The following is a 12,720-nucleotide window of genomic DNA, read 5'->3' as shown; positions in this document are numbered from 1 at the left end:
GTCAGGCCCTCCCCAGGTCGTTGAGCCCGGCGCGCAGCCGCGACTCGGCCTCGGCGTCCGCGCGGTCGTACCCGTCGGCGGACTCCCGCAGTTTCTCGCTGAGCTCGCCCATCTTCTTGGCGAGGGAGACCATGTGCTCCTCCCACTTCAGGGCACAGACCTTGAGCTGGACCGGGCTCTCCCAGCCGTTCCCGTAGTGAGAGCCGTACACCTCGTCGCTGGTGTCGAGGGAATGGCCGAGGCGCTTCATGACCGTCTGGGACAGGGACTCGGTGTCATCAGCCGCGGCGCGTACCCGCGCGGCGTTGATATCGATGTCTCCCATGGGCAACTCCCCCGATGTGCTTGGCCGTTGATGGAATCGGCGAACTCGTTCGAGTACCTCGCGCATCCTACGGACCCTCCGGCGAATCCGATCTCCTGGGCCCACGCGGGCCCTTGGCCGTCGATCACACGATGCACGGTCATGCAATGCCCCGGCAGCATCACCAGGAGCGCCCGCCGGACAGGGAGACGCAGAGGCCGGCGGTCCAGGTCTCACCGCCGTCAACTTTCCACAGTTCTCCTCTGAACCTGCACACTCACGCGCCACTTCCGTGCGGGGTGGCTGCTCCGGCCCGGCCTGCTCCGGTACGGGCGCCTTGGACAGAACGTCGCCACCGAGAACGTCGCCACCGCGACCTTCAGTCGTTCATGTTCGTGAATAGGAATCAAGTACACGTCTATTGACGCGTTCACGGCAAGGCCCTTAGCGTCCGAAGAAAGCGCTTTCCCCACCCGGATGCGGACTCCGGCCATCCCCCGTTCATGCCGTCGAACGAGCCGCATGGGTCACAGCCGGAACCGCCACAGAAAGGGGTCAGCTCCATGCGTCTGCACTCTTGGCTCCGGGCCCGATCACCCCCGCGCTCTCACCGCTGGAGGAACGCGCGGGAAGAGCGGCCCGACGCGGAACCCGCTCGCCGCGCCGACGACAGTGCTGCGTGCGGAACCCGCTCGCCGCGCCGACGACAGTCCCGTGAGCACCGCGCTGCCCGGTGCGGTGTGTGCTGCCCCGTCCGGCACGGCATCACGGGCCGCGCGGGTGGACCCGAACGTCAGGAACCGGCGCCGGCCGCGCGGGTGAACCCGAACATCACGAACCGGCGCCGGCCGCCAACCCACCGCGCAGTTACCCGACCGCCCCTTGCACCGAACCCCTGAAACCCCTGGTCAGGCAAGCCAACCAACCTGGAGACAAACGATGCAACCGAGACCCGTCACCGCGTGCGTCGGCCTGCTGGCCGGCGCGCTCGTCGCGCTGTCCGGCACCACGGCACAGGCCGCGTCCACCCGTTACGAGGCCGAGAACTCCCCTGCGGTCTGCACCGGCACCATCGACTCCGACTGGGCCGGCTACTCCGGAAGCGGATTCTGCAACGGAACCAACGCGGTCGGCGCCTACGCACAGTTAACAGTGAACGCCGCCACCTCGGGCACGGCGACCCTGAGCGTCCGCTTCGCCAACGGAACCACCACCGCGCGCCCTGCCGGCCTGATCGTCAACGGGTCCACGGTGCAGACGCCGTCCTTCGAGGCCACGGGCACCTGGTCGACCTGGACCACCAAGACCCTGACCGTGTCACTGAACGCGGGCAGCAACACCATCCGGCTCGACCCGACCACCTCCGCCGGCCTGCCCAATATCGACTACCTGGACGTCGAGACGGGCGACACCACCCCGCCGCCGTCGAGCACCGCGCTGTACGTGGCGCCGAACGGCACGGACAGCGCGGCCGGAACGCAGTCGGCCCCGACGACGCTCACCTCGGCGATCAGCCGCATCACGCCCGGCGGGACGATCTACATGCGCGGTGGAACCTACAACCACTCGCAGACGGTCACCATCCCGGCGGGCAACAACGGCACCTCGAGCGACCGCACGGAACTGGCCGCCTACCCGGGTGAGACCCCGGTGCTGAACTTCTCGGCCCAGAGCGAGTCCTCGTCGAACCGCGGGCTTGCCGTCAACGGTTCGTACTGGCACGTCAAGGGCATCGTCGTCGAACGTGCCGGGGACAACGGGATCTTCGTCGGCGGCAGCAACAACGTCTTCGAGCGCACGGTGACGCGCTTCAACCGTGACACGGGGCTGCAGTTGTCGCGGATGGCCTCCACCACCCCCAGCGACCAGTGGCCGTCCAACAACCTCATCCTGAGCGCGGTATCGCACGACAACGCCGACTCCGACGGCGAGGACGCCGACGGCTTCGCCGCGAAGCTCACCTCCGGACCCGGGAACGTCTTCCGCTACGCCGTCTCCCACAACAACATCGACGACGGCTGGGACCTCTACACCTACGCCGACGAGGACCCCATCGGCGCGGTGACCATCGAGGACTCCCTCGCCTACGAGAACGGCACCCTCAGCGACGGCTCCCAGGCCGGAAACGGCGACCGCAACGGCTACAAGCTCGGCGGCGAGGACGTCCCGATCAACCATGTCGTCCGGCGCAGCATCGCCTACGACAACGGCAAGCACGGGTTCACCTACAACAGCAACCCCGGCACGATGACGATCTCGAACAACGTCAGCATCGACAACACCGAACGCAACTTCAACTTCGACGCGGGCACCTCGGTGTTCCGCAACAACACCTCGTGCCGCAGCGGCAGCGGCACGAACGACAGGATCATCGGCGACGCCGACAGTACGAACCAGTTCTGGTCCGGCACGAACGGCTCCCGGTGCTCCTCGTATGCCGGTGCCCTCGGCTGGTCCTTCGCCGCGGACGGCCGCCTGGTAGTGACCTTCGGCGGCAGTCAGGTGACGCCGTAACCGACCCCGTCGCCCGGCGTGTCGCCCTGGCCGGCACTCCAGCACCCGACCTTGCCGCCGAGCCTGCCGGGCGGCGAGATCGGCGAGATCGGCGAGGTCAACGATGACCCTGGTCGCCCATCCGGTTCGTCCGGATGGCCGACCAGGCCGGCCAGGCCGCAGCGGCGCCCATCAAACGGCAGCTTTCGGGCTCACGGAGACCGCAGATTATGGGCGCCGGCCGTGCCCTCCGACCGTCAGGTCACCCCGGGGCACCCGTAGTGCTCAGCGACGGCGTAGCCGGGAGGTCGGTCACTGGAGCATCGGACTCTGATTCCGTCAGCCGAGGAGTTCCGGGCGGTTCAACCAGTCGAGCAGTGCCTTTTCGTAGTTGGGGCTGATGCCGGTCGTGTCTCCTGTGCGGATGGTGGGAACGTGGTCGCAACCGGGCAGTCGTATGACCTCTGGCGCGAGCCTGCCGGACTTCGCGCTGGCTTCGCGCCAGATCCCGATGCTCTCGTCGATCGACAGCCACTGGTCGGTCTCGCCGTGGAAGGTGAGCACCGGACAGCGAACTGCTTCGTATGAAGAGGTGAGGTCGGCGTCCATGTCGACCCACAGCTCGCCTGGAGGGGCGTTGAACACGTCGTCGCTGAAGTCGTAGCCGAGGAGCGGCCACCACGGTTGGCTCGCGGCCTTGGCGAACTCCTCACGCATGGTTTCCGCATCGCTCTGCCCGCGCAGGTAGGCCGCCATGGCGTCCTGGAACCGGCTGAGTTCGTCGAGGCAGTCGGCAAAGCCGTTGATCCGCAGCTGCTGCGCCAGGCCGTAGCGCATCTGCGCTCCGGGGCTGACCCCGGAGGGCGAAACCAGCGTCAGGAATGCCACCTCGTCGGGCCAGGTCGCGGCGGCCAGTGGCGCGACCCAACCGCCCTGGCTGAAGCCCCAAAGGCCGATCGCCGCATCGCCGATATGCCGGCGCAGCACGGAGATGGCGGCCCGCGCATCAGCGGCCTGATCGACGAACGGAACATCGACACCTAGGGGGGACGGACGCCGGTCGTATCGCAGCACCGCGATCCCGTGTGCGGGCAGGACCTCCGCAAGATGCTCGTACAGGACGAAGTCACGGTTGCCGCAGTGCGACCCGTGCAGCGGAATGAGTCCGCCTCGCGCAGGGCCGTCCGGCAGCGTCAAGGTGGCGGGAAGTTCTGCTCCATGGGCATCGATCACTAATTCCATCGCGGAATAGTGACATCGAAGCGCCACAGCAACCAGTGGCACGGAACCACGACTGCTCTCGCCAGCCGGCTGCCCTCAACGGGGCCGGTCAGCTGACCCCTACGTAACCCCTGCGGCCGCGGACGGCAATTCATCTGCAGGGAACGCCGTCGAGTCGCGCCTTCGGCCATGCCGCTTGAATCACCAGACAGGTCCGTGCGGCGATCCGCCGGCCCCTGGGGCCCCGCGCGGCGTCCGACCTTTGCGCACCGAGGGCACACATACCGCGATGACGAACGCAAGGAGCACGCTCAGCGCGGTGAGGCCAGTCGTGCCGTACAGGTCGGGTCTGTAGCACTGCCCCACCCCGCAGCCGGTCAGCGCCAGGACCATGCCCGCGCCGCCGACGGTGATCAGTTCGGGGCCGGGGAAGCCGTGTCGTCGGCCTTGATGTCGAAGTTGATCTGGTCTCCCTCGACAGAGGACACAGTGACCGTCACACCCAAGGTGCTGCCGTCGTCCGCGGTGAGCGTGCAACGGGTGGTGGTGCCGGCCTTGCCGACGAGGTCCTCGGGACAGGTGATGTCCGGCGTCGGCTGACCCGTTGTGGCGGCGAGCTTTTCGGCGACCGTGGTGGCCAACTTGTCAGCAGACATTTTTGGCTCGGACCTTCCCACTTCGACTGTGGCCGAGCAGCCGACGAGCAGCACGCCGGCGGCTACGGCCGAGAGGATCGAGGTTGCTGCGGACAACCGAGTCATGGTCATGGTGAGCTCCGGCCCGAGTGATCAAGGTAAGAAGACCCGGGGAGCTTACTGGGCAGGGCTGCTCCAGGCAGATGGACTTGACTCCCTGGCATGATCCGGAGTAAGCAGCGGAACCGCCGGTGAGCCCTTCGGCCACGGCCCCGAGGGGATCTGCAAGACATCGAACTGCCTGTGGTCGTGAGGGTTGTTGATGGAGTCCAGAGGCTGATCTTGACGACACCGAATCAAGGAGGCTGATCTCATGGCCCCAGACAGCCTCACGCCACCCACGACACCTGAGCAGGCGCTGGCCATCGTCCGCAGCCGCTACGCACAGCCCAACCTGCCGGACGGCACACCTGCCCCCATGCACGTCCACGAATTCGATATCGGCTACCTGGTGTACGCGGCTTCCCCGCCCACCACCGATGCGTCAGGTCGGCCCCGACCCGCAGCGCCGGGCGGCAGCAAGGTCATAGTCGCCAAGGACACCGGCGAGACCGTCACAGTCCCCAACCATCCGGTGGAGACGGCCATCGCCCTCTATCGCAGACAGCACCAGTCACGTCGCCCCACCCCGTAGACCAACGCGGCAGGGGAAGCAGGGCATGGGCCCGGTCACGGCGGTGGCGGCGCTGGAGGAGCAGCCGGCCGCTATCGACACCTCTGTGCTGGGGAACCAAGTGGCCCTGGGACAACCAACTGGCCCTGGGACAGCAGATACTGGATCGACCACCATCGCCCGATCACCCGCTCCGGGCCGATCAGTTCGCGCTGACCTCGCTGATAACTTTGCTCCGCCTGCCAGTTCGCTCCGTGGGGGATCAATGAGCCAGCCTCCGCCGCAGCCGCCACAGCACAACCCCTACAACCCGTACAGCCAGCCAGCCCCGCCCCAGCAGCAACCGGGGTTCGGCCCACCGCCTGTACCTGGTCAGCCCCCGATCCAACCGATGCAGGCCGGACCACCGTACGAGGCACCCTCCTTCAGGCAACAGACGAATGCGGGCAACCCGGTCGGTGCGGTCCTCCTCGGGTTGTTCGCCTCGGTTGTCGTCTCGCTGATCTACAGCGGTCTCATCCTGGCCACGTACAAGGACCAGTCGCAGACCACCGCCCACACCCTCTACGTGGCCCACGCTCTCCTCAACGGAGTGGTCGTCGGTGCCTTGGTCGGCCTGGTGGGTCGCCGCAGCAACGGCGCACGGATCGGCGCGGCCGTCATCGCCGCGCTCGGCGCCTTCTTCGGCTACACCAACGCCATTCCGCTCATCATCGCCGAGAGCGAAACGCCCCGTGCCGTTGCGGACATGGTGCAGTGGGACACCTTCCTCCCTGCCGAGCTCTGGTGGGGCAGCCAGAGCGGCACCACGTGGATCTCCCTGCTCGGCCTGGTGGTCGCCGCAGCCTCTGCCTGGGGCCTCGCCTACGCCGTCGGCAACAGGGGCCGGGGAGCCTGACTCCTCCTCGGGCGCTGGGCTACCCGGTGGCCGGGCCGCGAGGACCGCCCGGAGGGGGGCGTCGCGGAGCAGGGCGAAGAGTACGCCCGATGTGCCACGGCGCGCCGGACAGGCGCGAACAAGAGGAGTCCCAAGCCGTCATCCGAGAGCCTCGAGCAACTCGCGCTCGCGCCGGACGCTGAGGCCGGCGCGTCTTGCCCGCTCCAGGCCCTGCTGGCGTTCCCAGAGCAGCGTGTCGGCCAGCAGCTCCGCCGTGGGCCGATGACGCAGCCCTGCGGCGCGCGCCGCAGACCCGTTCCGGGCCGACCACCCTTCCCAGCCCGTCTCGACCAGCCACATCGGCAGCGACTCGGGCCCCATGTACTCGGCCACGCCGTTCGCGAGCAGCCATGCCGAGTCGGCGGTGACCACCGGGCCGATGTGCCCGCCGATGGCGCGGGACAGCTCGATCCACTCTCCGAACGGAACGACCGGGCCGACAGCGTCGTAGGTGCCGGTGCTCCCGCTCTCCGCGGCGTCGAGCAGCCAGACGGTGAGGTCCCGCACGTCGACTGCCTGTGTCGGCATGGCCGGTGCGTCGGGAACCAGCATGGGCCCTAGCGGATCGCGTGCGGCACGAGCCACCCAGTAGCCGGAGCGGCCGCTGTGATCGCCCGGTCCTCCGATGAGACCGGCGCGCGCGATGAGGAGGCGCTCGCCCACGGCGGCCGTCGACGCCTGCTCGCAGGCGACCTTCGCCTCGCCGTACAACGCGCGGTCGACCTCGCTACGGTCGGTCGGAGCAAGGAGGGCCGCGGACTCGTCCGCGTCCGGCACGGCATGGGAGGCGTAGGCGCTGACGGAGGAGACATAGGCCCAGTGCCTGGCCCTGCCGCCCAGTGCGTCGAGCGCCTCACGAACGAAGCCGGGCTGCCATGACACCTCGACGACCGCATCCCATGCGCGGTCGAGCAGCGGTTCGTACGCCGAAGGATCGCGCCGGTCGGCGGCCACCAGCGTCGCTCCGTCCGCGACTTCTCCGCTTTCGCCGCGAGCGAGGCATGTCACCCGATGGCCACGCTCGATCGCCTGCCGCGACAGTTCCCGGCCCACCCACGCTGTTCCGCCCAGAACCAAGATCTCCATCCCGACACCCAAGCACCGCGAACACCGAATGCCCGGGCGGGTTCGCCGACAGCGGACCCGATGTCGTCACCTGATCGCCGCGGCCGGCACCCACAGCAAATCCCGGAGATGCCAAGCCGGTTGCCGCCGGCTGTCCGCGTCGTTCCTTCGACAAGCCAACGTCTCATCAGGCGTGTTCGGTGTCCCACCGCCCTGCTGCCGCACCCGCTGCTGCGGAATCAGCGGCCCGGCAAGCTCCCACAAGCCATCCGGAACAATCCAACTCCACGTACCCCGCCCCCATGAACAGCCCACCGAGCGATCACCACGGAGGACACCGGCTTAGACGATCCCTTACAGCGTGGATGCCGGCATCGATGGCGGGCGGCAAAACGGGGCAGCGGCTGAGCGTCGGCTCCATATAGCTTCGCCTGCATGGCTGACGAGTGCTTCGGACATCCACGGCTCGCCGCGATCTATGACCCGCTCGATGCTGACCGCAGCGATCTCGATGCGTACGTCCGCATGACGGAGGAGTTCGGGGCGCGTCAGGTGCTGGATATCGGCTGCGGGACAGGTGTGTTCGCGCTCCTGCTGGCTGATCGCGGGATCGAGGTCGTCGGTGCCGATCCCGCCCAGGCGTCCATCGACGTGGCCCGAGGCAAGCCGGGCAGCGCGCGGGTGCGCTGGATATGCGGTGATGCGGCAGCACTTCCGCCGCTGCGGGTCGACCTTGCGACCATGACGGCGAATGTAGCCCAGGCCATCGTCGACCCGCAGGCCTGGCAGAGGACCCTGCAGGGGGCCTACGAAGCACTGCGGCCCGGGGGACATCTGGTGTTCGAGACCCGGGATCCGGCCAGGCGCGCTTGGGAGGCGTGGAACCGCGAGGCTTCGTACGTCGTGACGGAGATCCCGGGCGTCGGCGGAGTCGAGAGCTGGGTCCAGTTGATCGAGGTGAGTGGGCCGCTGGTGACGTTCCGCTGGACCTACGTGTTCGCCGCGGACGGGCAGGTGCTGACGTCGGATTCGACGTTGCGTTTCCGCGAGCGGGAGGAAAGTCGAGACGCAGCTGGTCGCGCAAGGGTATGTGGTGGAAAACGTACGCGATGCGCCCGATCGGCCAGGGCGGGAGTTCGTCTTCGTCGCACGGCGCCCTGAGGTCAGCCGGGTTTGAGGTCGGGTGCGGCGCCGGCGACGCACCCGCCGAGGAGAGGGACGCCGCCTGGGCTGGAGGCCCAGACCACATCGTGCGGCTGTACGAGCCGGCCCGGGCCGTCCGGTACCAACACGCAGTTCAGGCACCGCCGCGGCTCCCCGCACACTCAGCCAGACGGTTTGCGATGCGGAGACAACACATAGGAACCGGCGTCGTCTCCGTCGCCGGAGATGGTCAAGGTGTACTCGCCTTTGGTATCGAACGTGAATGGGCCGATCGTCGGCCCGAAAAGCACCCCGTCATCGACAACCGTCTCCTTCGGCCCGCGCAGGCTCCACCTCAGGCCCAGTCCGCTCTCGGGTTCCACATCGAAGCGGATCTCCTCCCCCTCGTCCACGTGGAAGGCGTACGAGTCCTGGCTGCGCGGCGCTTCGATGTCCCCCTCGATCGGGCTTTGCATCGGCGTTGTGTGGCGCTCGATCGGCGACGCCCACAGCTTGAAACCGTACGTTCCAGGCGAGCCGCCGACGGGCCCGCCACCGATCCGCAAGGTGTACTGACCCGTCTCCGGCAGAGTCACGGCGTTGCTGCCGGAGAAACAGCTGTACACGTACCCGTCGAAGTTGGGCACCGGCTTACCGCCAGGGCGCAACAACTGCAGTTGCACGCTGTAGGAGTTGTCGCAGTCCAGTCGCTGGATGTAGATGCGCTGATCCGTCTTCGCGGAGAAGGTGTAGGTGTCGACCGCACCCGATTCCTCGATCGTGCCCGCCCCTTTCCCGGGAGTGTCCTGCCCGATGGTGTCGCCCAGCGCTACAGAGAACTTCTGGTGCGGTGGTTCCGGGTTGCGTTTCTCATCCGGGAACAGGGACGTCGTCAACCAGATGACGGTGACCAGAATGGCGAGCAGCAGCACCCCCAACAGGATCCCGTAGGGGGAAAGGGAGATCCGGGCGCGGTCGGGTGCTTCGCGACCGCTCAGTTCCTCGATCGATCTGACGTCGGCCAGATGCCCCACGACGCGTACCCCGGTGAAGACGCCGTCCAGCAGCACCTGCAGCTCGACGAAATCGCCGGGATTGAGCAGCAGAGGAGAGACCTTGAGCTCGCCACCCTCTGACAAGGTGACGGAGGGCGGGTTGGCGCCCTGCCCCGGACCGATGGTGGCTCCCACCACGGACACGACGTGGGCGCCACCTTCCAGGGAGACGCGCAGGTCGTTCTGGAAGTCCCCCGGCTGGACCGCCGCACTGCCAGGATTGCTGATCTGAAGAACGACAAGCCGGGCGTCGTCCAGGCGGCGATCACCGTAGCGAATGGTCAGCAGCTCCAGAGAGCCGGCACCCTGCGAGACCAGGGGGGTATGGGCCACCACGCGATAGCCGAGGCGCTTGGTCGTCTCCCGTCGGTGGATGACGAACGCGACGCGGGCGCCGACGGCGATACCGATTGCGGAGAGGACGACACCGAGCCAACCGAAGAACAACTCCACGGACGCGCAGCCCCCCTTCAGTCGCGGTCGCTGCTCTGGGACTGCTTGAGCACCCATCCGAGCAGGCCGGCAATGAGGAGCGCCTGTCCGAGCATGGGCAGCAGGGTCGAGACGCCCATGATCCGGGTCCAGGTGTCGGTCTGCTCCTGCAGTTGACTGAAGTCGATGTTCAGCGGGTCCTCGAAGCTGGACATGGGCACGCTGGTGTCGAGCTGGGCGAAGACCACCCCATGCAGCAGCAGGCACAGGGAGCCGAGAGCGATGAGGAGCAGGCTCCTGCGATTACGGCGTACGGCTGCGGCGATCCAGTCCATGAGTGCTCCCCGTGGTCAAAGGTCATCAGAGATGCGTGGCGTGTACCGGCCGACCATGATTACGGAAAGACAGCGAGGTGTCCCGGGTTTTCACCCCCCAACTTCCTCTTTTGTCGGGCTAGTTATGCGTGTGGAACTCGGATGGTTCCCCGTCGGCCGCGCTGTGGCGCCGCCTCCTGTCAACGCCGGCTCCCGGTAGGTCGGGGACGCGGGCGGCCTTGATCTGCGCTTGTCGGCGTGAACCGAGCGAGATCAAGCACTGGGCTGGGGCCGCTTGTTACGGGAACGAGCGAGCGGGCCTCTGACCGGTAGCCCGGTGAGAGGCCCGCTCGCGGGCGTGTTCACCCCGCCTGATCGCCGCCGCCGCCGCTCGCCATCCCCCGCATGATGTGGCCGACGATCGGGGCCAGCAGACCGACCGCGACCGTCCACGGCCGCCAGGCACCGCCATCCGGAACGAACAGCAGGGCGGCCAGGCAGCCCAGCGCCACCGCCCACCCCGCGACCACCGGCACGGATGCCGTCACGAGCCAGCCCGCCCCAAGATCCAGCGTCCGGACCCGCCGCTCGGGGTCCGGATGCGCGGGAACGGTGAGCCCGGCCTCCGCGACCTGCTCAGCCACCTGTACCGGGACCGCGCCGGGCAGCTGCCAGCCGTCATCACCCACCAGCTCGGCGAGGACGTCCCGGCCCCGGCGCTGCCGGGGAGACCACAGCAGCCAGCCGTGCGCACCGGACAGTGCGTCCCCGGCGGGTTCACTGGCCATCTGGGAGTGGAAGGGGATCTCCCGGCCGCGGCCGTCCAGCACAAGGCCCTTCAGCCTCCTGGTGTTCTCCTTGCGCTTGCGCTCATCGGCAGCCGCCGCACTGCCGGGAGGCGGCGCGTCGGTGTGCTCCCCGGCTCCGGTGACGGTGACCCGCAGCGCCTCCCAGTCGGGGCCGACGGTGCGGGCGGGACGCCGCATGCTGTTGATCTTCCACCAGCCAGCGAGCAGGGCGAGGGTCACCAAGGCCCACAGCCCGCCGATTCCCCACGCGTCGCCGACCTCCACGGCCCGGCCGGCGAGTTGGCGCTCCACATCCTGGCGCCGATCGTCTCCGATGGCCCCCAGCTCGGGTCGCTCCGGGACATACGCCACGTACAGCTCACTGCCGACCCCCTGGCGCCGATTGGTGTACGCCTCGAACGTCGCTGGAACGCCGTCCCGCCCGGTGGGCGAGGGAAGCAGGACGGTGTAGTCGGCCGTGGCGGCGGCGCGGGGGCTGCTGCCCTCCGCGACCTCGTTCTCGATCTTCACGATCGGACGCTCCACGATCACGGCACCCGCCTCGGCCAGCACGGCACTCGTGCCCGAACCCCGCCCGTCGGCGGCGCCGAGGGTCGCCCAGAGGGCCAACAGCGTGGGAACGGCGACCAGCACGCCCGCGTAGCGGGCCGACAGCCAGCGCGTGCCGCCCAGCCGCAACGGCACCGTGCCCTCGCCACGGCCCGAGGTAACCGAAGCGACCTCCACGGCCCGCCGGTAGGTCTCCCGGCGGGACCGACCGCCCCCGCCCACCACCGCCACGCCCAAGATCACCACGCAGGCGGCGAGCAGGACCAGCGAGCACCACAGGACCGCGGCACGCACCGGCGTGGCCCCCAGCAAGAGCCACGCGGCAGTCAGCGCCACGAGGGCGAGCGGGGCGGCCACGGTGACGAACCTCCCAGAGCGTGGGAGGTGACGGATACCGGTCACCGCGCCGGCGACGTTCCTGTCCTTGTCCATGGTCCACTCACTGCTCACCCGAACGCTCCATACCTCTGTGGGTCGGGCCGATCCCGCAGGGCCTTGGCATCCTCACTCGCATCCTTCCGTGCATCGGCGGCCGCGCCGGGCCTGTCCTCTTCCTTCTCCGCATTGGGGTCGCCGTTGACCGCCGCGTCGATGTCCTTGGAGATGTTGCCACCCGTGCCAAGCCCGAAGCTGATAGGGCGTTGGTGGCCACATAGCCCACGAGCCTGTGCGCCTCAGAGAAGACCCGCCCGTCCGTGGCTCGGTGGACGGCCGCGCTTCCGGCACCGCCGGTGACCCCTCCGGCCACGGCTCGGAGTGCCATCTGAGAGGCATCGAACTGGTCCCGTTTGTGAAGGTTATTGAGCAGCCAGCGAGCGCCGGCGAAAAGCGGACCGACGAGGATGAGCAACAAGGCACGATCTGTTCCGCCGCGTGGTGATGGAATACGCGTCGCGGACAACAGGCTGGCGGCCGACGCGGGTTGGTTGGGCGACGCCCTCGCCGCGGCGAGGGCGTCGCGGTAAAGCGGTTGTCCGCAGACGGACACCTGACGATCACCACCGATGTCTGGTGGTGCACTGCATAGTTCGGGCATCGCCGCGGCCCGCACACTCAGCCAGACGGCTTGCGAGGCGGAGACAGCACATAG

The 12,720-nt window shown here is 68.3% G+C and carries 10 protein-coding genes and 1 pseudogene; 4 read left to right on the top strand and 7 right to left on the bottom strand.

What is annotated here, in order from left to right; genetic code table 11:
• Position 1: 1 nt before the first annotated feature.
• Positions 2-325: a type VII secretion target gene (locus H1D24_RS03560; protein WP_181655823.1), complete on the bottom strand. Its 324-nt coding sequence runs from the start codon at positions 323-325 to the stop codon at positions 2-4.
• Between the two features lie 918 nt (positions 326-1,243).
• Here H1D24_RS03560 and H1D24_RS03555 point away from each other — a divergent pair.
• Positions 1,244-2,818 (top strand): right-handed parallel beta-helix repeat-containing protein, encoded by a 1,575-nt coding sequence (locus H1D24_RS03555; protein WP_181655822.1) that lies wholly within the window; start codon positions 1,244-1,246, stop codon positions 2,816-2,818.
• Positions 2,819-3,136: 318 nt separating this feature from the next.
• Here the strand turns inward: H1D24_RS03555 and H1D24_RS03550 are convergent, their stop codons facing one another.
• On the bottom strand, positions 3,137-4,039 hold the full coding sequence (locus H1D24_RS03550; RefSeq protein WP_181655821.1) for an alpha/beta hydrolase family protein: 903 nt from the start codon (positions 4,037-4,039) through the stop codon (positions 3,137-3,139).
• 392 nt (positions 4,040-4,431) lie between these two features.
• On the bottom strand, positions 4,432-4,785 hold the full coding sequence (locus H1D24_RS03545; protein ID WP_181655820.1) for a DUF4333 domain-containing protein: 354 nt from the start codon (positions 4,783-4,785) through the stop codon (positions 4,432-4,434).
• A gap of 241 nt (positions 4,786-5,026) precedes the next feature.
• On the opposite strand from H1D24_RS03545, the gene H1D24_RS03540 reads away from it, so the two are divergent.
• A complete protein-coding gene (locus H1D24_RS03540; protein WP_181655819.1) occupies positions 5,027-5,347 on the top strand; it encodes an SUKH-4 family immunity protein in 321 nt (106 codons plus the stop codon).
• A gap of 370 nt (positions 5,348-5,717) precedes the next feature.
• Positions 5,718-6,224 (top strand): hypothetical protein, encoded by a 507-nt coding sequence (locus H1D24_RS03535; protein WP_258563768.1) that lies wholly within the window; start codon positions 5,718-5,720, stop codon positions 6,222-6,224.
• Positions 6,225-6,362: 138 nt separating this feature from the next.
• Here the strand turns inward: H1D24_RS03535 and H1D24_RS03530 are convergent, their stop codons facing one another.
• Entirely contained in the window at positions 6,363-7,349 is a 987-nt protein-coding gene (locus tag H1D24_RS03530) for an NAD-dependent epimerase/dehydratase family protein (protein ID WP_181655817.1), read from the bottom strand.
• Positions 7,350-7,763: 414 nt separating this feature from the next.
• On the opposite strand from H1D24_RS03530, the pseudogene H1D24_RS03525 reads away from it, so the two are divergent.
• Positions 7,764-8,505: pseudogene (locus tag H1D24_RS03525) on the top strand (class I SAM-dependent methyltransferase).
• A 148-nt stretch (positions 8,506-8,653) separates the two neighbouring features.
• Here H1D24_RS03525 and H1D24_RS03520 read toward each other — a convergent pair.
• The 3 genes from H1D24_RS03520 to H1D24_RS03510 form a co-directional block, all read right to left on the bottom strand.
• Positions 8,654-9,979: a PPC domain-containing protein gene (locus H1D24_RS03520; RefSeq protein WP_181655816.1), complete on the bottom strand. Its 1,326-nt coding sequence runs from the start codon at positions 9,977-9,979 to the stop codon at positions 8,654-8,656.
• A 17-nt stretch (positions 9,980-9,996) separates the two neighbouring features.
• Entirely contained in the window at positions 9,997-10,293 is a 297-nt protein-coding gene (locus H1D24_RS03515; protein WP_181655815.1) for a hypothetical protein, read from the bottom strand.
• Between the two features lie 341 nt (positions 10,294-10,634).
• A complete protein-coding gene (locus H1D24_RS03510) occupies positions 10,635-12,080 on the bottom strand; it encodes a hypothetical protein (RefSeq protein ID WP_309484186.1) in 1,446 nt (481 codons plus the stop codon).
• Positions 12,081-12,720: the final 640 nt, after the last annotated feature.

Source organism: Streptomyces himalayensis subsp. himalayensis (genome assembly GCF_013778455.1).
Classification (GTDB): domain Bacteria; phylum Actinomycetota; class Actinomycetes; order Streptomycetales; family Streptomycetaceae; genus Streptomyces; species Streptomyces himalayensis.
This window is presented reverse-complemented; position numbering and strand designations above follow the sequence as displayed.